The sequence below is a fragment of the Streptomyces sp. NPDC057963 genome, assembly GCF_042887155.1.
Classification (GTDB): Bacteria; Actinomycetota; Actinomycetes; order Streptomycetales; family Streptomycetaceae; genus Streptomyces.
The window spans coordinates 42,741-64,440 of record NZ_JBHVPX010000025.1; the positions used below are offsets into that span (position 1 = coordinate 42,741).

Genomic DNA, 21,700 nt, shown 5'->3' on the forward strand with positions numbered 1-21,700 from the left:
CCGACGAGGTCCGGCCAGGACGACCCGGTCGGGGTTGGGCTCGGTCAGCGGCTGACCGGCGGGGAGGCCACCGGTCCTCGGTCAGACGCGGTCGATGTGCACATTCGTCGACTTCACCCGGGCGGTGGCCTCCACTCCGACCTCCAGTCCCAGCTCCTCCACGGCCTCCCGCGTCAGCAGCGACACCAGCCGGTGCGGGCCGGCCTGGATCTCCACCTGGGCAGCGACATCACCGAGCTTCACCGCGGTGACGATCCCGGGGAAGGCATTGCGAACCGAGGTGTACGAAGTGTCCTCCTCGGCGCCACCGGTCTTGGCCAGCTCCACGGAGAAGACGGCAAGGTCCTTCCCCTCGATGAGCCGCCGCCCGCCCTCGTCCCGATGGGTGGCCACTCGGCCGGCGTCGGCCCAGCGCCGTGCGGTGTCGGGGCTCACGCCGAGGAGCCGGGCGGCCTGGCCGATTGTGTAGAACTGCATACGCGCCAAGATAGGCCCATCCACGGACGTGCAGGCCCACCGCACTGGTCCGGTCGAGCAGGTTCCGGCGCCCGGAGGCGGAGCGCGGGGCCGGAGCCGTCCGGGCGATCAGAGGTGCCCCGCGTAGTCGCCAGGCTCCCCTCACCGCCGCCGGCCGGCCGGATAGAATCCGGTGATGTTCAAACTTCGCGCCCGCACCTTGGTTTTCGACATCGACGGCACGCTCTGCTTCGACGGACGGACGATCGATGACCGGATTCTCGCGGCGATCGGCGCGTGCGAGCGCGTCGGCTACGACGTGGTCTTCGCATCTGCCCGGCCTGTCCGGGACCTCTTGCCGGTACTCGACGGAGCCTTCCCGTCCGCCGCACTGATCGGCGGGAACGGGAGCCTCGTCTCGGTCGACAGCCAGGTTCGGGCCCGTGCCGCTTTCGATCCCGCCGGATTCGGCGCACTGATGGAAGCGGTCGGGCAGTACGAAGCGGCCTACCTCGCGGACGGGCCCTGGGACTACGCCTACACCGGACCCGTGGACCACCCGATCCGGAGCCGTGTCGATCAGGGCAACCTCGCGAGAAGGGTGGACCTCGCCGAGCTTCCCGAGGTCGTGAAGTTCCTTGTCGTCGGAGCGTCGGACATGGCGGGACTCGCCGAAGTCGGCCGCCGGCTGGGGCTGACGGTCAACCATCACCTCGACGAGGCGATCATCGACTTCGCGCCGGGTTCGACGACGAAGTGGGAAGCCCTGACGTGGATGGGGACCGGCGAGTACGTCGCGTTCGGCAACGACATCAACGACTTCGATCTCCTGCAGAACGCGGAGCGGGCCGTGCGTGTCGGCTCCCACCCGGGTCTGGACGAGGTTGCCCAGGTCACCATCGCGGCCGACCCGGAGGCAGTCGCGGCCGAGATTTCCCTGCTGGCCGAGGCGGCTCGGGCCGACGTCCGGGCGACGACCCCCTGAATCCGGTCGACGACACCCTGGAGTGACCCGGGCCGCACGGACCGCGGCGTTGGCCGCGGCCGCCGTGCTCGTCACCGGGTGCGCGGTCGGGGAAGCGGGCAATTCCCCTTCCTCCCCAACGGGTTCGGCCGATCACAGGGAGAAGGCCCGGGGCAGCAGCTCCGATCCGGCCCCCGAACGGTCGGCCCCCGCGCCGTCGGGCCGTACCCCGTCCGGCACGCTCCTCGTCGCCGACTCCGGGGCCGACACCGTCACGTTCGTCGACCCGGACCGGGGCGCCTTCGACCCGGTCGAGGCGGGCGCCGCCCCGTACGGGCTCGTCGTCGGCGGCGATGGACGGGCCTGGGTCGCCACCGCCGAGGGCGTTGCCGTCGTGGGCACGGACAGGCGGACGAGGACCGCGCGCATCCCGTACGAGACGGAGGGCATCGGAGAACCCACGTACGGCGAGTACCGCGGGGGAGGCATGGGCATCGCCCTCGCTCCCGACGGCCGCCATGCGTACGTGGGCGGGCGCCCCGGCCCGATTCCGGCGGGCCGGGGCACCACGTCACGCCGCACGGGCGCTCCGGTCACCACTCGTCGTCGAAGTCGTTCTCGACCACTCGGAAGCTGCCCCCTACTCCGTTGCTCACGAACACGCCTCCTTCGACGCGGTTCGGGAACACGCCCTGTGTGGCGCCGCGGGGGCCGACGCTGGCGATGGGGGCGCCGTTGTCGCAGGTGGCTCCGCTGAAGACCTCGACGGTCCGTCGGCTGTCGTTGAAGATGTTGAAGCTGGTGGAGCCGAGGCCACTGGCCACGGTGATGCAGCCGCCGGGGGTGGCGGAGTACGTGCGCTCGTTGACGTGGATCCTGCCCTCGTCGTAGCCCCGGCCCCGGTCGTCGTCGCCCCGGCCCCGGTCGCCTCGGCCCTCGTCGCCGCCTCGGCCTTCGTCGCCACCCCGGCCCCGGTCGTCGCCCCGGCCCTGATTGCCCCGGCCTTCGTCGCCGCCCCGGCCTTCGCCATTGCCCCGGCCTTCGCTGTTGCCCTGACCTTCGCTGTTGCCCCGGCCTTCGTCGCCGCCTCGGCCTTCGCCGTTGCCCCGGCCCTCATTGCTCCTTCCGGAGTCACCCTTGTCCTTGGGGACCGCGGCGGGTGCGGGGGCAGGGGCGGCTGCGGCCCGCTGGACGACCGGGGCAGTCTCGGGCGGCTCGGTGGTGGCGGCCGAGGTGAAGGTGCTGCTGGTGGCAGCCAGGGCCGCGGCGGCCGCGACGGTGGCTGTGAGAACGGTGGCACGTTTGGTCATGTCGCTTCTCCTGTCTCAGAGGGGTCGGCTGAGGAGCAGACCCGTGATTGAACGTACGTAGGGTCTCCACAACTGTCATTTCGGGGCATATCGAACAGCTGGTGCAGTGACCTCGACCGGAGCGGCTGTCACTCGTATGCCATTCGGGTACGTTCTGACGGATCATCAATGTCGTTGTATGTGGTCGAATTGACCGGGCGTTCGCCTGTTGGGGTGACCCTTGGATGTCCGTTCACTCCGGAAGCGGTGTGTCGTTCATTGACTGGACCCGGGTGGGCAGCACCTCGTGCGGTGCCGCGTGGACACTTCATGGCCCACATCGCCCTGTGGAAGGGCCCCGGCGACGACACGCCGGGAACCGTTCGCCGGTGCGGGCCGCGCGACCTCGGGCAGGCGGGGGTAGGCGGCGGCGGGGACGATGCCGGTGGTGTCCACCGGCGAACACCGTGTCCCCGGCCTCCGTACAGCTCCGGTCGGCTCGGCTCCGTACAGCTCCGTACAGCCCCCGGTCGGCGGCGCACCGTTCCGGCCGTCTCCGTACCGCGATTGAGTTGCGGACCCCTGGGCGCGGAGAGGCGGCACCTGGCGCCCGCCGACACCACCACACCCAAGTCGCAGCGCGTCGAACCGGGCATGACCGCGCTGCCGGCGAGACGCCGCCGAACTCCCGCACCCCGTCGACGCTGTCGTACGGCCGGGCCCGGCGGCGGCCACCCGAGAGCCGGTCTTCCACCTCGATTCGCACGGTATTCACCCGGCGCGCCAATACTCCGATTGCTCCGGTTACTCCGATCGGCGACGAAAGGAAAGCACCGTGCCCGACACCGGCGCCTGTGTTCCGCCCGGCCCTTCCCCATGACCCGTGAGGGGGCAACCTCTCCGCCGAACAAGCGAATCGGGCTGTGTGAGCAGACCGGCGCAGTCCGCCCACCGAAGGGAGAACGGCACCTCATGCTCTCGACGACCACGGCAGCGGTCACCCGCACCTACGTCACGACGCACCACATCCTCGATACCTACGGATTCCTGCCGTGGAGGCGCCCCGAACGGCCCCGCTCGGACCACGAGTACGACGTGCGCCTGCTCCCCGGGACGCACTCCCCGCTGATCGAGGCCGGCGTCGCCGCCCCCTCCGTCCTGCCGGCGACGGACCTGCTGAACGGTCGCGACCGCCGCTACTTCGCCGGGGCGACACGGTGAACCCCTGGACGGTGGAGCCGGTCTGCACACCGGCCTGCGCGAAGAACCCGGCAGCCGGTGTGCCGCTGCCCGAGACGATGCACCGGTACGCGTCCGTCGCCCGCACGCTCCTCCACAGCGCGGCGAGGGGAGACCGGCTGGCCGACCCCCGGACCCTGCGCGCCGAGGCCCGCGCCATTCTCGCCGCCCTCCGGATACGGCTGGACCTGGACCTGGATCTGGAGCAGGACGGGAGCCCGAAGCCGGACGGGAGCCCGGGGCGGGACGTGGGTCCGGAGCAGGGCCGTCGGCCGCTGACCGTACCCGGGCCGACCGGGACCCTGGTCGTGGCCAACCACATCTCCTGGCTCGATGTGATCGTCCTGCTGGCGGTCGAGCCCGTGACCCTGCTCGCCAAGCGCGAGGTCGGCACATGGCCCGTCATAGGGACGCTGGCCCGGCGCATCGGTACACGCTTCATCGACCGGGCGGGCCTGCGCGAGCTGCCGTACACCGTTGCCGAACTGGCGCGGACGCTGCGCACCGGGCAGTCCGTGATGGTGTTCCCGCAGGGGACCACCTGGTGTTCCGTTCCCGGCGGTACGTTCCGGCGTGCGACCTTCCAGGCGGCCGTCGACGCGGGTGCCCCGGTCCGTCCCGTGACGATCGACTACCTCCAGCACGGCGTCCCCAGCACGGTCGCGGGCTTCCTCGGGGACGAGGGGTTCGCCACGTCCCTGCGCCGGGTTGTCGGTGCCGGGGAGCTGTCGGCCCGGGTCACCACGCACCGTCCGCTGACCGGCGGCGACCGGCGCTCACTGGCGGCCGAGGCCCAACGGGCCGTGTCGGGATCCAGGGCGCCCGCCCATGCCTGACTCCTTCACTGCGGAGGTGCCGCCGGGACCGTTCAGCGCCGTACCCGGGTCATCCGTACGAGAGGTTGGAGCAGGGGTTGTCGTCGGCGGAGCGGGCGCCGTCGGCCACCTGCGAGGGGACGGCAGCCGGTGGGGGCGAGGCGGTGGTCTCCGGTTCGGCCGCGTACGTCGTGCCGACGACGACCTCGATGCCCGTCGCGGCCGTCGCGGTGAGCTGCGCGCCGGGGAAGAGCCGGGCGGCCTTCTCGGCCCCCTCCTTCTGGCCGGGGCCGTACTCGATCACCGTCCCGGCCCGGGGCCGGTCCGTCGCCGTCGCCGTCGCGGTGCGGGTGACGGTGAAGCCGTGCTCGCCGAGCGTCCGGGCGGCACGGGCGGCGAGGCCGGTGACGGTGGTGCCGTTGTACACGGCCACGGAGACACCGGCGCCGGAGACCTGCCCGGCGCCGCTCGGCGACGACGAGGACGACGTGGAGGGGGCCGCCGTGCCGTGCCGTGCGCCGGCGTCCTGCCCGTCGAGGGTGCGGTCGGCCCGCAGCGCCGCCCACAGGGCGTCGGCGTCGGGATGGACGATCGCCACGCGCGCACCCTGATATCTCCAGGGCAGGGTCACGAACTTGGTGTTGTGCAGGTCGATGTCCTTCATCGACATCGCGAAGGAGACCAGTTTGCCGGCGGAGCCGAGTCCGGGATCGACGGTCATCGACCTGGTGGCCGCGTCCGCGAGCGGCAGCAGTCTGGTAGGTGTGAGTCCGTCGCTCTTCACCTGCTTCAACAGGCTGGCGACAAAGGCTTGTTGGCGTTGTATCCGGCCTATGTCGGAGCCGTCGCCGATGCCGTGCCGGATACGCACGTAGTCGAGCGCCCGTTGGCCGGAGACGGTCTGCGGGCCCTTGGTGAAAATCCGCTCGCCGCGGGTGGGGCGATGGGGGTTGAGATCTCTCTGGTAGACATCCTGGGGCAGGCAGACCTGGACGCCGCCGACGGCCTCGGTCATCGCCGCGAAGCCCTTGAAGTCGATGACGACGGTGTGGTCGACGCGCAGCCCGGTCAGCTTCTCGACGGTGTTCTGGGTGCAGGCGGGGTTGCCCCGGGCGGTCTCGCCCACCGAATAGGCCGCGTTGAACATGGCATCGGTCTGCGGCCTGGACCAACTGCCGTCGGGCAGTTTGCAGGGCGGGATGTCGACCAGGGTGTCGCGGGGGATCGAGACGGCGACGGCGTGCCGCTGATCGGCGTAGGTGTGCAGCAGGAACGCGGTGTCGGAGCGGCCGATGTCGTTCTTGTCGCCGCCGCCCAGCTCGCTGTTGCCGCCGGTCCTCCCGTCCGAGCCGATCACCAGCACGTTCGAGCCGTTGGTGGAGGCGGGCGGCCGGTCGCCGGACACTCCGTCCGCGCTGAACGTGCTGATGTTCCCGTTGAGCCGCGCGTAGAGCCAGCCCGCTCCGGCCGTGAGCAGGACGAGCAGCGAAACCCCGAGGGTGAGGCCGGTCCGGGTCCGGCTTCGCCTGCGCCGTCGGTCGCGCCCTGCCGCGGCACGTGCGCGTCGCCGGGACACCTGGCGGCTGCCTGTCATTCGCCCACCCCATCGGTTCCGGTCACAGGGGAGGAGGAGATCGGACCGCCCCCACCATGACGGTTGTACAGTTGCGCAATGTAGCAAGTGTTTCTGTGTGGGCGGCGCCCGGCGTGGTCCATCGAAAAAAAGGAAGGGTGGGTGGGCGGAGTGTTCCGCAACGCGCTGGAGCCTTGGCATCTGCTGATCTTGGGGCTCGTGATCGTCCTGCTGTTCGGATCGAAGAAGCTGCCCGACACCGCACGGGCGCTGGGCAAATCGCTCCGCATCCTGAAGAGCGAGACCAAGGCCATGAAGGAGGAGGGCGAGTCCCGGCCGGCCGCTTCCGAGCCCGATGACCCCGAGCGGGCGGCACCCAGGATCATCCGGTCGGCCCCGGGTGACGCCGCGTCGGGCCGCCCGGTGGCGGACTACGGCGCCGAGCCCCGCTGACGCACCGGGGCCGTGCGGAACTTCGGGGGCGACGTCACGGACGGGGCGGTGGTGACGAACAGTTCCTCGTCGACCGGGAGTTCCGCGCGAACGGCCGGGGTGCGCGGCCGGTCCCGCCGCAGCGCCGCCGACCACGGTGTCCGTATCGCCCGAGCCCTTGTTCTCTTCGGGTAGGTAGGGTTCGTCCACCGCAAGGTGCGGGGCACGAGGGAGTGGGCGGGCGCGCGGTCGAAAGGCCGGGTGCGGAGGGTCGGCGTGAGCAAGGAACGCAGGAAGCCGCGAAGCGGCGCGAGGCGCAGGGGCGGAGAGAAGCCAGGGGGGCGGCTCACGAGACGGGGCAAGCTGTTCGTCCGCGGCGGAGCGGCGCTGGCCGTGCTGCTCGTGGCGGCCGGCGGCGTCGGCGCCTGGATCTATCAGAGCCTCGACGGGAACATCCACTCCGCCGACATCGACGACAAGCTCGGTGGCGACCGGCCTGCCAATATGAGTCCCGGTTCCAAGAACATCCTGGTGGTGGGCTCGGACTCGCGCGCCGGCGACAACGGCAAATACGGCAAGGGCCTGACCACGATGCAGTCGGACACCCTGATGGTGATGCATGTGGCAGCCAACCGGAAGTGGGCCACCGTCGTATCCCTCCCGCGCGATTCATGGGTCGGCATACCGGCCTGCGACCGGGGTAACGGCACCAAGTCCACACCGCACCACTTCAAGATCAACGAGGCTTTCGCCATCGGCGGAACGAGCGGTGAGGTCGCCGAGGCTGCGGCCTGCACCATCCGAACCGTCGAGAAGAACACCGGCCTGCGCATCGATCACTTCATGTCGATCGATTTCCAGGGTTTCAAGGGCATGGTGAACGCCCTGGACGGCATAGAAGTCTGTCCGGAGACGGCGATCCATGACAAGAAGGCCCATCTCGACATGGAAGCGGGATGCCAGACCGTCAAGGACGAGAAGGCCCTCGGGTACGTCAGGACCCGCTACAGCGTGGGAGACGGCTCCGACCTCGGCCGGATAGGCCGGCAGCAGGAGTTCATGGAGGCCCTGGCCGCCAAGGCCCAGAAGAAACTCACCAGCCCGACCGCCCTGTACGGCTTCCTCGACTCGGCGACCAAATCACTGACCACGGACAAGGATCTGGCGGGGATCACCCCGCTCACCGGGCTCGCCTCCGAGCTCAAGGGGATCCCGAGCGACCGGCTGGCCTTCCTGACCGTGCCGAACTACGGGCGTGAGGCGGACGTGCCCACCGACAAGGCCAACGTGGTGTGGCAGTACCCCCAGGCGGCGGACCTCTTCACTTCGTTGGCCGCGGACAAGGAAGTTGACAAGAAGGCACTGGAGGCCCGCAGCAAGAACCCCGTCTACGCCTCCACGATCCGTGTGCGCGTACTCAACGGGACGGGGAAGCCGGGGGAGGCTGCGAAGGCCGCGGAAGCGCTGCGCACGGCGGGATACACCGTCGTCGGCACGGGCAACGCCCCCGGCGGCACGGGAAAGACGTCGGTCGCCTTCCCACAGGGACTCGACCAGCAGGCGAAGGCGCTGGCCTCCCGGCTGCCGAAGGTGCGAGCGACCCAGGACCCCGCGGCCGCTCCGGGGGTCGTGACGCTGACCGTCGGCGAGAATTTCGACGGCGTGCGCTGAACCGACGGGCAGCGTGGGCGTGCGGGCAGCGCCGCGCTCCCGCGGCGCGCAGCAGAACGGCGAGTGACGGATACCTTGCGGCCGGCCGTCCCTCGCGGTCCGCTGCTCCTCGCCGTCCCCCGTTCCGCGCGGTCAGTCGAACAGATCCGGATCGGAGGCCGTGATCCGGTCCCACAGCGGGCGGGCCGGGAACCATCCCGCCAGGTGGGTGCCGACCTGGCCACGGGTCACCAGGGCCGTCTCCCGGTCGATGAGCTTCGGCGTACCGGCCGCCGTCGCCAGCAGCTGGGCCTGGCAGGAGCGTTCCATGGTGACGAACCACCACACGACCTCGGCGACCGGGTGGCCGACGGTCAGCGGGCCGTGGTTCTGCAGGATGACGGCCTTGTTCCCGCCCAGGGCCTCACCGGGCGCCGCTCGCGGGGGAGGCCGGATCCCGTACTGGCGTCACGGGCACGCACTCGTAGCGGGCCGCTCCGCGACGGCAGCCGGTACGCGGAAGAGGCAGACCCCCACTCGGGTCTGCCTCTTTCATGTGCGGTGGTGCGGGGCGGTCTTCACGTGCGGTGGTGCCGGGCGGTCAGGCGGCGGCCTTCGGCTTGGGGATGCGGATGGCGAAGGCCGCGACGAGCAGGGCCAGCACGGCGAAGACCGTTCCGGCGGCGAAGGCGCTCGACATGCCGTCGGCCTCGGCGATGTGCGCGTGGGCCTCCAGGCTCTGGCCGACGCCCCGCGGCTTCTCGGCGGAGTCGCGGCTCACCGAGCCGAAGACGGTCACCAGCACCGCCAGGCCCACCGAGCCGCCGACCTGCTGCATCGCCTGGAGCAGGCCCGAAGCGGCGCCCACGTCGCGCGGCGGTACGCCACCGAGGATGGTCATGTTCAGGGGCATGAAGCTGAAGCCGATGCCGGTGCCGAACAGGATCAGCGGGCCCAGGACTCCGGCGGCGTACGAGGTGTCGGCCGAGATGGTGGCCAGCCAGGCGACTCCGGCGACGATGGCGACCGCGCCGCCGATCATGACCTTCTTGGCGCCGAACTTCGGCAGCAGCTTGGGGGCGGTCCGGCCCGAGACGAACAGGGCGCCCGCCATCGGCAGGAAGGCGACCCCGGAAATCATGGGGCTGAAGTCCAGGATGTCTCCCATGAACTGGACCAGGAAGAAGAACATGCTGGTCATCGTCGCCACGAGAAGCAGCATGTTGAGGTAGGCGCTGGCCCGGGTGCGGTCGGCGAACAGGCGCAGCGGCATGATCGGCTGCTGGGCGCCCCGCTCGACGAGGACGAAGACCGCGAGCAGGACGACACCGGCGGCGGCCAGGGACACCGCGAGGGTGCTGCCCCAGCCGACCTCGGCGACCCGGATCAGGCCGTAGACGAGGAGCCCCATCCCGGCGGCCGACAGCAGGGTGCCGCTCGTGTCGAACCGGCCGGACTGCCGGGGCGGCTCCTTGACGTACTTCGGAGCCAGCACGGCGATGGCGATGCCGAAGGGGACGTTGATGAGGAGGGCCCAGCGCCATGAGGCCCACTCGGTCAGCACGCCACCGAGGATGAGGCCGATGGCCAGCCCGAGCCCCGCGACCGTGGAGAACACGCCGAGTGCGCGGTTGCGCTGGGCGCCCTCGGTGAAGTTCGTGGTGAGGAGGGCGAGTGTGCTGGGGGCGCACATGGCCGCGCCGGCGCCCTGTAGGACGCGGGCCGCGATGAGCCAGCCCGCCGTGGGTGCGAGGCCGCCCAGCAGGGAGGCCAGGGTGAAGACCAGGACACCGGCGACGAACACCCGCCGTCGGCCGAGGACGTCGCCCGCCCGGCCGCCGAGCAGCAGCAGTCCACCGAAAGCCAGGGTGTAGGCGGTCGGAACCCACGAGAGGCTCGTCGCCGAGAAGTTCAGGCTCTCCCGCAACGACGGCAGAGCCACGTTCATCACGGTGCCGTCGATGGCGACCATGAGCTGGCAGGTGACGATCACGGCCAGGGTGATCCCGAGCCCCTGGCCGGGCAGGGCCCCGGATCGTGTCTGCCCCGTGTCGACCGGGGTCGTTTCGGATGTGGACATGTCGTACGCCAACCCCTCAGCAAGAGCTGCGATCGTGTGCGGGCACCGCGCCGCGATGCCCCGCCCGAAAGAAACGGGGAGTGTCCCCGCTTATGGGCGGTACGATACGGGGACACAGTCCGTTTATCAAGGAGAGCCCATGGGACGCACGGCCACCACTGGACCGGCCAAGCCTCTGCGGGCCGATGCGCGCAGGAACTACTTCCGTCTGCTCGAAGCCGCGGGGGAGGCATTCGCCGAAAACGGCGCGGATGCCCCGTTCGACGACATCGCCAAGCGTGCCGGGGTGGGGTCGGCGACGCTCTACCGGCACTTCCCGACCAGGGAAGCGCTGCTGGACGCGGTCTTCCGGGACCGGGTGGACGCGCTGTGCGAGCAGGCGAAGGCGCTGCTCGACAGCCCCTCGCCCGGCGGAGCGCTGGAGGAGTGGCTCCGCGCGGTCATCGAGCACTCCCGGACGTACCGCGGACTCGCCGCGGAGCAGTTGGCCATCGAAATCGACGACGGGCCGTCGCTGAGCGCCGCGCGCCACACGCGGATCACCGAGGCCGGCCACGGACTGTTTGTCCGGGCGCAGCAGTCCGGAGAGATCGCCGCGGAGTACGACATCACGTCCGCGCTCAAGCTCGTCAACGCCATCGCCTGGGCGACGGAGCAGTCGCCCGCGCCCGCGGAGCAGATCGAGCGGCTGCTCGGTATCGCCATGAAGGGGCTGCTCTCCCGCGCCTGAGGGCTGGCGAACGGGGCCCGGCATGTGCCCCGTTCCGCACGGAACACACCCCGGGCCGTCGCCGTCGCCGCCGTCAATCGGTCGGCGCGAGCACCTCGCCCGTGGCCGTGTCGGTCACCCTGATGGCCTCGACCGGGCACGACTCGGCCGCGATCAGCACCTCGGGACCGGCCTCCACCACGGGGGCGGCCGGGGTGGAGACCCCGTCGACCAGATCGAACACCTGGGGAGCGCATCCGGTGCACACCCCGGAACCGAAGCAGAGTTCGTCGTCCACCTCGATACGCCACTTCGCCACGCCGGACCCGCTCATTCCCAGATCACCGGCAGCTCCGCCACTCCGTGCGCCAACGAGCCTGACTTCCACCGCACTTCGCGGGGGTCGACGGCCAGCCGTAGCCCGGGGAAACGGTCGAGGACCGCTTTGATCGCCACGTGCAGCTCCATCCTGGCGAGCGGGGCACCCAGGCAGTGGTGCACACCATGCCCGAATGCCAGATGTGGATTGGTCTTCCGGTCGAAGCGGAGGGCGTCGGCGTCCGCGAAGACCGAGGCGTCACGATTCCCGGCCGGTTCGGAAGCCAGCACCGCCTCTCCGGCCCTGATGGTCACCCCGCTGAGCACCACGTCCTCCTTGGCGATACGGGCGAACCCGGCGCTCGCCGCGATCGGCACGTAGCGCAGCATCTCCTCGATCGCCGAAGGAAGCAGATCGGGCCGTGCGCGCAGCAGCCGGAGTTCGTCGGGGTGTGTCAGCAGCAGATAGAGGAAGTTGCCGAGCTGGCCGGCGGTCGTCTCATGGCCCGCGACGAGCAGCGTCACACCGAAGGTGACCAGTTCCCCCTCGCTCAGCCTGCCTTCGGCGTCCCGTGCGGTGACCAGTGCGCCGAGCAGATCGTCGCCGGGAACGGCACGGCGCTCGGCGATCAACTCGGCGAGGCAGTCGCGGAGATGACCGTGGGCCGCCTCGATCTCCTGCCCCGTCAGCCGGGTCGAGGAGACGAACGCCTCGGACCACTCCCGGAAGCTGCCCCGCCGCGCGGCGGGGACCCCGAGCAGCTCGCAGATCACGGTGACCGGCAGCGGGAGGCAGAACTGCTCCACGAGGTCCGCGGGCCCGCCTCCGTCGGCGATCGTGTCCAGGAGACCGCGGGCGATGGCCTCGGTGCGCGGCTTCAGCTGTTCGACCCGCCTGGCGGTGAACGCCTTCACCAGCAGACCGCGCAGCCGGGAGTGCTCCGGCGGGTCCATCGAGAGGATCGAGTCCGCCCGCGGCACCCGCGGAGTGGACCGGGGCACGTCCTCGGAGACACCGGCCGCACGGCTGAACCGGTGGTCCGTCAGCACGGTCCGGACGTCGTCGTGACGGGTGACGAGCCAGCCGTCCCGGCCGAACGGCAGACGGACCCGGGACACCGGCTCTCTCTCGCGCAGTTCGTCCAGGAGGGCGGCGGGCCGCAACTGGCCCGGCGGCGTGCGGGGGAAGTCCCTGACTCGTGGCTCTGCCGAAGACACAGCTGACTCCTCACTCCTCGGTCGCAGGTCTGCCTGCATCCGTACCGCTTACCAGGAGAGCGGAAGTTCGTAGAGGCCGTACACGAAACTGTCGAACCGGAAGGAAAGTTCATCGAACGGGACGGCGAGCCGCAGATCCGGGAAGCGTTCGATCAGGGCGGACAGTGCCGTTTCCATCTCCACCCTGGCCAGCGACTTGCCCAAACACTGGTGGATGCCGTGTCCGAAGGCGACATGGCTGCTCGCGTCCCGGCGGATGTCGAGCCGCTCGGCATGCGGAAAGGCAGCCTCGTCATGGTTGGCGGACGGCAGGGCGAAGACGACCCCCTCGCCCTTGGCGATGCGCTGCCCGCCGATGACCAGCTCGTCGACCGCCACCCGCACCATGCCGCTCTGCGACACCGACAGGTAGCGCAGCAACTCGTCGACCGCGGAACGCATGAGGCCGGGATCCCGCCGCAGCGCCTCCAACTGGTCGGGGTTCCGCAGCAGGGTGAGCACGGCCAGGCCGATCATGTTCGCCGTGGTGTCGTGGCCCGCGACGAGCAGCAGCCGGGCCATCGAGCTGAGCTCCTCCACGGAGAGCTCGCCCGAGGTGACATACCGGCCGGCCACCTGGCTGAGCAGATCGTCGCCCGGAGTGCGCGCCTTCTCCGCGGACAGCCGGTCCAGATAGGCCGACAGCTCCCCGTACGCCGCCGCGATCTCCTGCGGGCTGTCCGTACCCGAGGCGATGATCTTGCTCTGGGCCTGGAAGAAGTCGTGGTCCGCGTAGGGGACTCCGAGCATCGTGCAGATCACCAGCGACGGAAGCGGCAGGGCGAAGGCGTCGATGAAGTCGACGGGCGGCGAGCCCCGGTCGATGGCGTCGAGCAGAGCGTCGACCGTCTTGCGGATGCCCGGACGCTGCTCCTGGATCTTGCGGAGCGTGAACTCGGGCGTCAGCATCCGCCGCAGTACGCCGTGCTCGGGGTCGTCCATGCGGAGGAACGACACCCGGCTCGGCCCCGGCGGCAGCGGCACGACCCGCGGAAGGTCCGGGTTGCGCGAATCCGCGCTCAGCCGGGGGTCCGCCAGAGCGGCCCGGACATCCGCGTGCCGCGTCAGCAGCCACGGCTCCGAGCCGAGCGGCAGCCGTACCTTGCAGGGCGGCCCCTGACGCAGCGCCGCGTAGCCCGGAGGCGGCAGCAACGGGTCCGTGCGCGGCATGGGGAAGACCTGGAGGTCGGCATCTGTCATGACCCCGAGGGTCGGACCCGCCGCTTGGGTCGTTCTTCGGCCCGGCTAAAGCGGCGCGGTATGGATCGGACGCGCCCCGGCCCGGCAGCGGGCATCGGGTCAGAGGCGCGGCGGGCCGACGCCAAGGTGGGCGCTAGTTCCGCTTTAGGCCCGATGGCCACCATCCGAACCCGGCTCCTCGACCAGCACCTCGCGGCACCCGAAGGGAACGGCATGGACGCACCCGACATCCACCTGCTGTCGGCAGGCACGGCGCTACCGGGCGCACCCGTGGACAACGCGGCGCTCGCCGACCGGTTCGGCATGGACACCCTGTGGGAGCAGTGGATCGACACCTTCGTCGGTACCCGCACCCGCCATCTCGCCGTCGATCTCAAGACCGGTGAGCCGAATGTCCGGCTCACCGACCTGTGTGAACAGGCGGGCAGCCGCGCACTGGAGACGGCCGGCCTCACCGCCGGTGACGTGGATCTGGTGGTGCTGGGCACCTCCACCCCCGACCAGCTGATGCCCGCGACCGTGAACATGGTGGCCGAACGCCTCGGCATCGACGCCGTGGCCACGTACCAGCTGCAGTCCGGATGCACCGGTGCGGTCCAGGCCCTGAACATGGCCCGGCAGCTGCTGATGGCGGGCGAGCACCACACCGCGCTGGTCCTCGGCGGTGACGTCTGCAGCAAGATCTTCGACGTCGAGACCGACCTCAGTGCCCTGAGCCCCGAGGAGATGGTCAATGTCGCGCTCTTCGGCGACGGTGCCGGAGCCGCCGTTCTGACCAGCCGGCCGCAGGACCGCTCCGCCCGGCTGGTCCGCGTACTCACCCGGCTGGTCGGCCTGAACCGAGAGCCCGGACAGGTCCTGGAATGGTTCACCAAGTCCGACCGGAATCCGGACCGTGCGGCGTCGAGGGAGGACTACAAGGCGATCGAGGCAGCCGTGCCCGTGATGGCCGCCGAAGTCCTCGACGAACTGCTCGACGGCCTCGGCTGGGCCGCGGACGACCTCGACTTCCTTCTCCCGCCTCAGCTCTCCGGCCGGATGACCGAACTCATCGTGAAGCGGATGGACGCCCCGCATCCCACCGAGATCACCTGCGTCGCGGAGACCGGCAACACCGGCAACGCGCTGCCCTTCCTGCAACTGGAACGGCTGCTGCCACGCATGACCACGGGGGACCGCGCCGTCGCCGTCGCCGTGGAGTCGAGCAAGTGGATCAAGGCCGGTTTCGCACTGGAGCGGGGGTAGCCCCATGACCCGCACCGAGCCGGTCGCCGAGGACCTGTTCGCCCTGGCCCGTGCCGGGCTGCTCGTCGAGCGCCACCCCGACGTATCCCGGCTGATCGCACCCCTCACCGGGGACGATCTCCTGCGGGCGGGCAGGCTGCTGTCCCGGAGCGACCCCGACGAGATCCTGCGCGCCCATCCCGCGACGCCGACGACGACCGTGGTGGTCACCGGTCACGGCACGCTGTCCGAGCTGGTCCCCGCGCTCACCGCCGAGACGGCACGGCACGGCATCCTGCTGCGCCCGCACATGACGGACCACGACAGCTACCGGCTGCAACTGGCCGACCCGGCCAGCGAGGTGTACGGCGACGCCGACCTCGTCCTGTGCGTCCTCGACCCCGCCATGGTCTTCGACCTCCTGCCGGCGCCCTGGCGCCCCGCCGACGTGCGGGAAGCGCTCGCCGGGCAGCTCGCGCTCCTCGACGAGGCGACGCGCCGGTTCGAATCGGCGGGCCGCGGCACCCTCGTACTGAACACCCTGCCGCTCCCGCGGGAGTACACCGGACGGCTCGTCGACCTCGCCTCGCGGGCCGAGCTCGGGGCCATCTGGCGGCAGGCGAACGCCGCCCTCCTCGACCTCATGCGCGACCGCCCGTCGACGGTCGTGCTCGATCTCGATCCCCTCGTCGCCGACGGAATTCCCGTCACGGAACCACGCCTCGACATCTACGCGAAGGCCCACCTCGCACCCGCCCTGCTCGCCGCCTACGCGCGCGAAGTCGCGCATCTGGCCCGGCACATCGGTGGGCACACCAGGAAGTGCCTCGTCGTCGACCTGGACGAGACGGTGTGGGGCGGCATCCTGGGGGACGACGGGATCGACGGGATCGAAGTCGCGAGCAGCCTGCGCGGCGAGGCGTTCCGGGCCTTCCAGCGCGTGGTCCGGCAACTCGCCTCGCAAGGCGTCCTGGTGGCCGCCGTGAGCAAGAACGACCTCGACCCGGTCCGCGAAGTCCTGCGCGACCACCCCGACATGACCCTGCGCGAGGACGACTTCGTGCGGGTCACCGCCAACTGGCGGCCCAAGCACGAGAACCTCGTGCAACTGGCCGAGGACCTCAACCTCGGTGTCGACAGCCTGGTCTTCGCCGACGACAGCGCCTACGAGCGCGGCCTCGTACGGAAGATGCTGCCGGGCGTCGCCGTGATCGACCTCGACGACGAACCCGCGCTGCATGTCCGCAAGCTCCTGGCCGACGGCTGGTTCGACGTCCGGGCGCTGACCTCCGAGGACCGCGAGAGGCCCGACCGGTACCGCGACGAGCTGGTCCGCAAGGACTTCATGACCGGCTTCGACTCGGTCGAGGACTATCTGCGCGAGCTCGGCGTCACCGTGCGGATCGCCGACGTGGACGCTCGCGACATCCCCCGCGTCGCCCAACTCACCCTGCGGACCAACCAGTTCAACATGACCACGCAGCGGCTCCAGTCGGCTGAGGTCCAGACACTCGCCGCCGGCCCCGAGACCCGGGTCCTCACCGTGCACACCGGCGACCGCTACGGCGAGAACGGCCTCGTGGGCGTCGTACTGCTGCGCCGCGACCGCGACGAGCTGCACATCGAGAACTTCCTGCTGAGCTGCCGGGTGTTCTCCCGAGGCGTCGAGCAGGCCTGCCTCGCGGCCGTGCTGACCCATGCGAAAGCCACCGGAGTGCGCGCCGTGCACGGCACCTACCGGCCGACGCCGAAGAACACCAAGGTCGCCGACTTCTACGCACAGGGCGGTTTCGTGCCGTCCGGCGAGGCGGCGAACGGGTTCGGCCACCGCCACGACCTGGAGACCATCACTCCGCCGCCACCCCATGTGCGACTGACCGAACACCTCGGAGGCACCGGCTCGTGAAGACCATCGACGACTTCGTGACGCTCATCAACGAGGAGGTCGGGCTGCCCGTCACCGTCGACCACATCGCGGGACCGCTCGACGCGGTGCCGGGCTGGGACTCGATGCACCTGCTGACCCTCCTGACGGCACTGGAACGCACCACGGGAACCCGCGTCTCCATGCCGGACGTCCTGCTCGCCTCCAGCCTGCACGACATCTACGACCTGACGGTGACGGCATGACCCCGGGGCCGATGGCCCGGCAACGCCGCCACACCCTGCAATTCCTCGGCGAGATCCGGTCCTTCGCCCCCGTCTTCCTCGACACCGAGATCGACATGACGCGCATCGGGGAGCACCGCACCGCGGCCCGCGCGGCCGGCCACCGGTACTCGGTGGTGACCTACGTCCTGCACACCGCGGCACGGGTCCTCGCCGACCACCCCGAGGCCAACGCCGCGATCACGGGCCGGATCCGGCCCAGGGTCGCCCGGTACGGGTCCGTCGACGGGAAACTCACCCTGGACAGAACCCTCGACGGCCGGCGCATCGTGCTGTCCGCCGTCCTCCCCGGCCTCCACCGGGCCGGACTCGACGACATCCAGCACCAGGTCGACCACTACCGTGACGGCGACCCGGCCACCATGCCGGAGTTCGCCGGAGCACGGGCGCTGCAACGGCTGCCCATGCCCCTCGGACGGCTCGCCTACCGTGCCGCCGTGCGCCCCCTCGGCCGACGGGCCGCGCGCATGGGCACCTTCGCCGTCACCTCGCTGGGCCACCGGCCCGTCGACGGCTTCCACTCGGTGGGCGGCACCACGGTCACCCTCGGCCTCGGACGCATCGCCGAGCGTCCCGTCGTACGCGACCACGTGGTGACGACCGCCCCCGTCATGCGGCTGAGCCTCGCCTTCGACCACCGGGTCATCGACGGAGCGGAGGCCGCCGACGTACTGGGCGACCTCAAGGACGGACTTGAGAACCCGACCGGCCTGCCGGCCGCGGACCGCGACACCTCCGATGCCTCCGACACCTCCGACACCTCCGTGAGGAGGGGCGATGAATGACGTGGACGAGCTCAAACAGTTCGCGGTCGTGCACGCCCGCGCACAGAACATCGGCGGCTACCGCACCGTCCTCGACCGCATCGGAAGCGACGACCCGCGGGGCGGTCCCGGATCCTGGGCCGGGGAATGGCAGCGGGCGGGTGAGGCGCAGGAGGCGGCCGGCCGCCTGCTGGAGGCATGCCGGCACTACGCGATGGCCCGCTTCCCCTACGTCGACGGTCCCGCCCGGCAGACCGCGGGGGAGCGCTGCGTCGAGGCGTTCGACACCTGGCGCACCCAGGACGGCCGCGCCATCGAACGGCTCGACATCGAAACGGACAGCGGCCGGATCGCCTGCTGGACCGCCGGCCTCTCCGCGGACCGGCCGCGCCCCGTCCTGCTCATCATGGGCGGCATCGTCACCGTCAAGGAACAGTGGGGGCCCGTCCTCGTCCAGGCCAAACGCCTGGGCATGGCCGGCATCGTCACCGAAATGCCCGGGATCGGGGAGAACACCACCCCCTACGACGACAAGAGCCGGCGGATGATCCCGGCCGTGCTCGACGCCGTGGCCTCCCGGGCCGACGTCGACCACACCTACGCCGTCGCACTGAGCTTCAGCGGAAACATGGCCCTGCGCTGCGCCGCCCACGACCCCCGCATACGCGGCATCGTCACCGCGGGCGCCCCCGTCGACGCGTTCTTCTCCGACCGCGCCTGGCGGGCCGGACTGCCGCGCGTCACCGTGGACACGCTCGCCCACCTCACCGGTACACCGCCGGAGCACACCGTCGAGCGGATGAGCGGGCACATCATCGACGCCGCGTCGCTGGGCGCCCTGGACATCCCCGTGCACAGCGTGGTCAGCGCCAGGGACGAGATCATCCCCGACGCCGACATCCAGGCGCTGCGCACCCACGTACGCCGGCTGAGCCTGCTGAACAACGACGATGTGCACGGATCTCCCGACCACGTCGTCGAGACCCGGCTGTGGACCGTGCAGTCGGTGCTGCGGATGCGGCGCGCCCAGGCCGCCCAACGGGCCGTCATCGGCCTGCTGCTCGGCGCGGCCCGAGCCCGCCGCCGCCTCGCGGGAGCACGCGCGTGAACGGCTCCGCGGGGCCCCCGGCGAGCGGCGCCGGGGGCTATCTCCCCACCTCCGCCGCCCCCGGCGCACGGCTGCGGCTGTTCTGCTTCCACCACGCCGGCGGAGCCGCCTCGGCCTTCGCCCCCTGGGTCCAGGCGCTCCGGCCCGACATCGCCGTGCTCCCGGTCCAACTCCCGGGCAGGGAAGGGCGGATCCGCGAACCGAGGCAGCTCAGCATGGGCGCGCTCGTCGCCGACCTCGACGAGGCGCTCGGCCCGTCGCTGACCGGACCGTACGCCTTCTACGGCCACAGCATGGGCGCCGCCGTCGCCTACGCGCTGACCCGCCACCGGCACGCCCTCGGACGCCCGCTTCCCGCCCGGCTGCTGGTCGGGGCCTTTCCCGCACCACACCTGCCCACCGGACTCGACGCGGTCGCGGAACTCTCCGACGAGCTGCTGGCCCAGTGGATGATCGACATCGGAGGCATGTCCCCGGAGCTGCTCCGCTACCCGGAATGGCTCCAGGCCGCGGTGTCGCTCCTGCGCGCGGACCTGGAACTGTGCGCGAGCCCCGGCCGCACCCGCCCCGACGATCCGCTGCCCTGCCCGATCCAGGTCTTCACCGGCAGGGCCGACACCCTCGTGACGGCGCGCGACGCCGCCGCATGGGCACAGCACACCGAAGGCGGCTGCTCCGTCCAGCCCGTGCCCGGCGGCCACTTCTTCATCCGGGACGAGAGCCGGTCCTTTCTCCACCTGCTCCGCAGGGCGCTCGTCCCGCTCGCCACCATCCATCCCGCAGCGAGGAGTCTGCCGTGAGTCCGACTGTTGTCATCGCGGGCGGAGGCCCGAGCGGCCTCATGCTCGCCGCCGAGCTGGGCCTGAAGGGCGTGCACACGATCGTCATCGAGCGGCTGCCGGAAGCCAACGGATGGTCGAGATCGCTCACCCTTCAGGCACGCTCCGTCGAAGTCCTCTCCCAACGGGGGCTCGACTGGTTCGACGAGTACCCGCACATCCGCTCGTACAACTTCGGTCTGCTGGAGCTGACCGGGATCATCGACCCGAGCCTCGTCCCGCTGCTCGTGCCGCAACGTCATCTGGAACGCCGTCTGGAGGACCGCGCGCTGGAACTCGGTGTCGACATCCGCCGCGGCCAGGAGGTGATCGGCTTCGAACAGGACGCCGACGGAGTCACGGTCCGGGTACGGGAGGGCGAGCAGGAGTCCGAGGTACGCGGCGACTACCTCGTCGGCTGCGACGGCGGCGGCAGCAAGGTCCGCAAACTCGCCGGCATAGGCTTCCCCGGAAGCGCCTCCACCATCAACGGGATCACCGGCGATGTGAACACGCCGGAGGACTTCCAGCAGCGGCTCCCCCCGAAGCTGTACGGCACCGGGCTGTTCGCCGTCACCCCCATCGGGCCAGGACAGCACCGGGTCACGGTCATCGAATTCGGCACCGAACTGACCAGCAAGAACGTGCCCGTCACGATCGACGAGTTCCGCGGCAGCATCCAGCGCGTCGCGGGCATCGACCCGGAGATCCTGGACATCGGCGAGGCCCACTGGCTGTCCCGCTTCGGCAACCCCACCCGGCTTGCCGAGCGCTACCGCGACGGCCGGGTCCTGCTGGCCGGCGACTCGGCCCACATCCACCTTCCGGTCAGCGGCCAGGGCCTCAACACCGGTATCCAGGACGCCTGGAACCTCGGCTGGAAACTGGCCGCGGTCGTCCGGGGAGAGGCCCCCGACGGCCTGCTGGACACCTACCACAGTGAGCGGCACCCGGTCGGCGAACGCGTCTGCATGAACACCCGCGCCCAGGACTCCCTGATGTACCCGCTGGAGCGGGTGGCGCCGCTGCGGGAACTCTTCGGCGAACTCCTGCGGCTCGACGAGGTCAACACCTACCTCACCGACATGGTGACGGGCATCGGCATCCGCTACCCGATGGGCAAGCCGGCCGACGGACCGGGCCATCCGCTGCTCGGCCGCCGCATCGGCGACATCCCCCTGACACCGGTGAAGTCCGGCGCCGGGGAAGCGGCGGAGGCCACCACCACCTGGCGCACGCTGCATCCGGGACGCGGCGTCCTGCTGAACCTCTCGGGCGACGAGGCCCCCGACATCAAGGGCTGGACCGACCGCGTCGACACCGTCGACGCCGAACCCGTCACGGAACTCGACGCGGCCGTACTCCTGCTGCGCCCGGACGGCCACGTCGCCCACGTGGACCACGACGGAGGCGACCGGGAAGGGCTGCAACTGGCCCTCAAGACCTGGTTCGGGGACGCCACCGGCCACTGACGGTCCCGGCGGGCGGCCGGGGCAGGCACACGACCGAGGGGCGGTTGCCCCCGGCACTGGGGGCCCCGCCCCCCCGCCCCGGCCGGCGGCCCGGGGTGAGCCGCAACCCGCCCTTAGCGCCCGGCGCCGACCCCCCGCAGGGGAGTATAAAAAAAAGACGCGG

The 21,700-nt window shown here is 70.9% G+C and carries 22 protein-coding genes; 13 read left to right on the plus strand and 9 right to left on the minus strand.

All coding sequences use genetic code 11. The features are described 5' to 3' along the window. Positions 1-81: 81 nt before the first annotated feature. Positions 82-477, minus strand: a complete 396-nt coding sequence (locus ACFVT1_RS34810) for a molybdopterin-binding protein (protein ID WP_389803057.1) — start codon at positions 475-477, stop codon at positions 82-84. A gap of 175 nt (positions 478-652) precedes the next feature. Between ACFVT1_RS34810 and ACFVT1_RS34815 the strand changes: the two genes are divergently transcribed. Further along, the gene (locus ACFVT1_RS34815) at positions 653-1,441 is read left to right on the plus strand and encodes an HAD hydrolase family protein (protein WP_389803060.1); all 789 of its coding nucleotides are present in this window, start codon (positions 653-655) and stop codon (positions 1,439-1,441) included. Positions 1,442-1,573: 132 nt separating this feature from the next. Here ACFVT1_RS34815 and ACFVT1_RS34820 read toward each other — a convergent pair whose 3' ends face one another. Next, entirely contained in the window at positions 1,574-1,882 is a 309-nt protein-coding gene (locus ACFVT1_RS34820; RefSeq protein ID WP_389803062.1) for a hypothetical protein, read from the minus strand. A gap of 131 nt (positions 1,883-2,013) precedes the next feature. Beyond that, positions 2,014-2,730, minus strand: coding sequence for a hypothetical protein (locus ACFVT1_RS34825; protein ID WP_389803065.1), 717 nt, complete (start codon positions 2,728-2,730; stop codon positions 2,014-2,016). Between the two features lie 951 nt (positions 2,731-3,681). On the opposite strand from ACFVT1_RS34825, the gene ACFVT1_RS34830 reads away from it, so the two are divergent. Both ACFVT1_RS34830 and ACFVT1_RS34835 read left to right on the plus strand, forming a co-directional pair. Beyond that, positions 3,682-3,930, plus strand: a complete 249-nt coding sequence (locus tag ACFVT1_RS34830; RefSeq protein WP_389803068.1) for a hypothetical protein — start codon at positions 3,682-3,684, stop codon at positions 3,928-3,930. Next, positions 3,927-4,784, plus strand: a complete 858-nt coding sequence (locus ACFVT1_RS34835; protein WP_389803070.1) for a lysophospholipid acyltransferase family protein — start codon at positions 3,927-3,929, stop codon at positions 4,782-4,784. The genes ACFVT1_RS34830 and ACFVT1_RS34835 overlap by 4 nt, the downstream gene beginning before the upstream one ends. A gap of 49 nt (positions 4,785-4,833) precedes the next feature. On the opposite strand, the gene ACFVT1_RS34840 is transcribed toward ACFVT1_RS34835, so the two are convergent. Next, positions 4,834-6,357, minus strand: a complete 1,524-nt coding sequence (locus tag ACFVT1_RS34840) for an LCP family protein (protein WP_389803073.1) — start codon at positions 6,355-6,357, stop codon at positions 4,834-4,836. A gap of 150 nt (positions 6,358-6,507) precedes the next feature. Here ACFVT1_RS34840 and tatA point away from each other — a divergent pair, with 150 nt between their 5' ends. Together tatA and ACFVT1_RS34850 are read left to right on the plus strand one after the other, a co-directional pair. Next, on the plus strand, positions 6,508-6,789 hold the full coding sequence (gene tatA, locus ACFVT1_RS34845; protein WP_389803132.1) for a Sec-independent protein translocase subunit TatA: 282 nt from the start codon (positions 6,508-6,510) through the stop codon (positions 6,787-6,789). A 342-nt stretch (positions 6,790-7,131) separates the two neighbouring features. Further along, positions 7,132-8,439, plus strand: coding sequence for an LCP family protein (locus ACFVT1_RS34850; protein WP_389803135.1), 1,308 nt, complete (start codon positions 7,132-7,134; stop codon positions 8,437-8,439). A 132-nt stretch (positions 8,440-8,571) separates the two neighbouring features. On the opposite strand, the gene ACFVT1_RS34855 is transcribed toward ACFVT1_RS34850, so the two are convergent. Together ACFVT1_RS34855 and ACFVT1_RS34860 are read right to left on the minus strand one after the other, a co-directional pair. Next, positions 8,572-8,874, minus strand: coding sequence for a class II aldolase/adducin family protein (locus tag ACFVT1_RS34855; RefSeq protein WP_389803138.1), 303 nt, complete (start codon positions 8,872-8,874; stop codon positions 8,572-8,574). 145 nt (positions 8,875-9,019) lie between these two features. Beyond that, complete coding sequence (locus ACFVT1_RS34860) at positions 9,020-10,498, minus strand: MFS transporter (RefSeq protein WP_389803076.1); 1,479 nt, start codon at positions 10,496-10,498, stop codon at positions 9,020-9,022. Positions 10,499-10,637: 139 nt separating this feature from the next. Here ACFVT1_RS34860 and ACFVT1_RS34865 point away from each other — a divergent pair, with 139 nt between their 5' ends. Continuing rightward, positions 10,638-11,228, plus strand: a complete 591-nt coding sequence (locus ACFVT1_RS34865) for a TetR/AcrR family transcriptional regulator (protein WP_389803079.1) — start codon at positions 10,638-10,640, stop codon at positions 11,226-11,228. Positions 11,229-11,301: 73 nt separating this feature from the next. On the opposite strand, the gene ACFVT1_RS34870 is transcribed toward ACFVT1_RS34865, so the two are convergent. Genes ACFVT1_RS34870 through ACFVT1_RS34880 form a run of 3 tightly spaced genes read right to left on the minus strand, consistent with a single transcriptional unit; the run spans position 11,302 to position 13,982 of the window. Next, positions 11,302-11,526, minus strand: a complete 225-nt coding sequence (locus ACFVT1_RS34870) for a ferredoxin (protein ID WP_389803082.1) — start codon at positions 11,524-11,526, stop codon at positions 11,302-11,304. A gap of 11 nt (positions 11,527-11,537) precedes the next feature. Further along, positions 11,538-12,743 (minus strand): cytochrome P450, encoded by a 1,206-nt coding sequence (locus tag ACFVT1_RS34875; protein WP_389803085.1) that lies wholly within the window; start codon positions 12,741-12,743, stop codon positions 11,538-11,540. A gap of 48 nt (positions 12,744-12,791) precedes the next feature. Continuing rightward, positions 12,792-13,982, minus strand: coding sequence for a cytochrome P450 (locus tag ACFVT1_RS34880; protein ID WP_389803088.1), 1,191 nt, complete (start codon positions 13,980-13,982; stop codon positions 12,792-12,794). Between the two features lie 213 nt (positions 13,983-14,195). On the opposite strand from ACFVT1_RS34880, the gene ACFVT1_RS34885 reads away from it, so the two are divergent. The 7 genes from ACFVT1_RS34885 to ACFVT1_RS34915 are packed head-to-tail and all read left to right on the plus strand — an operon-like array spanning position 14,196 to position 21,537. Beyond that, complete coding sequence (locus ACFVT1_RS34885) at positions 14,196-15,227, plus strand: 3-oxoacyl-ACP synthase III family protein (protein WP_389803141.1); 1,032 nt, start codon at positions 14,196-14,198, stop codon at positions 15,225-15,227. Positions 15,228-15,231: 4 nt separating this feature from the next. Then, a complete protein-coding gene (locus tag ACFVT1_RS34890) occupies positions 15,232-17,112 on the plus strand; it encodes an HAD-IIIC family phosphatase (RefSeq protein WP_389803090.1) in 1,881 nt (626 codons plus the stop codon). Then, positions 17,109-17,336 carry an acyl carrier protein gene (locus ACFVT1_RS34895; protein WP_389803093.1) on the plus strand — a complete coding sequence of 76 codons (228 nt, stop codon included), beginning with the start codon at positions 17,109-17,111 and terminating at the stop codon, positions 17,334-17,336. The genes ACFVT1_RS34890 and ACFVT1_RS34895 overlap by 4 nt, the downstream gene beginning before the upstream one ends. After that, positions 17,333-18,160: a 2-oxo acid dehydrogenase subunit E2 gene (locus ACFVT1_RS34900; RefSeq protein ID WP_389803096.1), complete on the plus strand. Its 828-nt coding sequence runs from the start codon at positions 17,333-17,335 to the stop codon at positions 18,158-18,160. Before ACFVT1_RS34895 ends, ACFVT1_RS34900 begins: the two co-directional genes overlap by 4 nt. Further along, entirely contained in the window at positions 18,153-19,247 is a 1,095-nt protein-coding gene (locus tag ACFVT1_RS34905) for an alpha/beta hydrolase (RefSeq protein WP_389803099.1), read from the plus strand. The genes ACFVT1_RS34900 and ACFVT1_RS34905 overlap by 8 nt, the downstream gene beginning before the upstream one ends. Beyond that, entirely contained in the window at positions 19,244-20,047 is an 804-nt protein-coding gene (locus ACFVT1_RS34910) for a thioesterase II family protein (RefSeq protein WP_389803102.1), read from the plus strand. The genes ACFVT1_RS34905 and ACFVT1_RS34910 overlap by 4 nt, the downstream gene beginning before the upstream one ends. Next, positions 20,044-21,537, plus strand: coding sequence for an FAD-dependent monooxygenase (locus ACFVT1_RS34915; RefSeq protein ID WP_389803105.1), 1,494 nt, complete (start codon positions 20,044-20,046; stop codon positions 21,535-21,537). The genes ACFVT1_RS34910 and ACFVT1_RS34915 overlap by 4 nt, the downstream gene beginning before the upstream one ends. Positions 21,538-21,700 lie beyond the last annotated feature (163 nt).

Bases quoted from the DNA above. Each gene is read 5' to 3' on its own strand.
- ACFVT1_RS34880 (WP_389803088.1), bottom strand. From the start codon at position 13,982: ATGACAGATGCCGACCTCCAGGTCTTCCCCATGCCGCGCACGGACCCG.
- ACFVT1_RS34840 (WP_389803073.1), bottom strand. From the start codon at position 6,357: ATGACAGGCAGCCGCCAGGTGTCCCGGCGACGCGCACGTGCCGCGGCA.
- ACFVT1_RS34815 (WP_389803060.1), top strand. From the start codon at position 653: ATGTTCAAACTTCGCGCCCGCACCTTGGTTTTCGACATCGACGGCACG.
- ACFVT1_RS34810 (WP_389803057.1), bottom strand. From the start codon at position 477: ATGCAGTTCTACACAATCGGCCAGGCCGCCCGGCTCCTCGGCGTGAGC.
- ACFVT1_RS34890 (WP_389803090.1), top strand. From the start codon at position 15,232: ATGACCCGCACCGAGCCGGTCGCCGAGGACCTGTTCGCCCTGGCCCGT.
- ACFVT1_RS34860 (WP_389803076.1), bottom strand. From the start codon at position 10,498: ATGTCCACATCCGAAACGACCCCGGTCGACACGGGGCAGACACGATCC.
- ACFVT1_RS34825 (WP_389803065.1), bottom strand. From the start codon at position 2,730: ATGACCAAACGTGCCACCGTTCTCACAGCCACCGTCGCGGCCGCCGCG.
- ACFVT1_RS34865 (WP_389803079.1), top strand. From the start codon at position 10,638: ATGGGACGCACGGCCACCACTGGACCGGCCAAGCCTCTGCGGGCCGAT.
- ACFVT1_RS34885 (WP_389803141.1), top strand. From the start codon at position 14,196: ATGGACGCACCCGACATCCACCTGCTGTCGGCAGGCACGGCGCTACCG.
- ACFVT1_RS34900 (WP_389803096.1), top strand. From the start codon at position 17,333: ATGACCCCGGGGCCGATGGCCCGGCAACGCCGCCACACCCTGCAATTC.
- ACFVT1_RS34830 (WP_389803068.1), top strand. From the start codon at position 3,682: ATGCTCTCGACGACCACGGCAGCGGTCACCCGCACCTACGTCACGACG.
- ACFVT1_RS34905 (WP_389803099.1), top strand. From the start codon at position 18,153: ATGAATGACGTGGACGAGCTCAAACAGTTCGCGGTCGTGCACGCCCGC.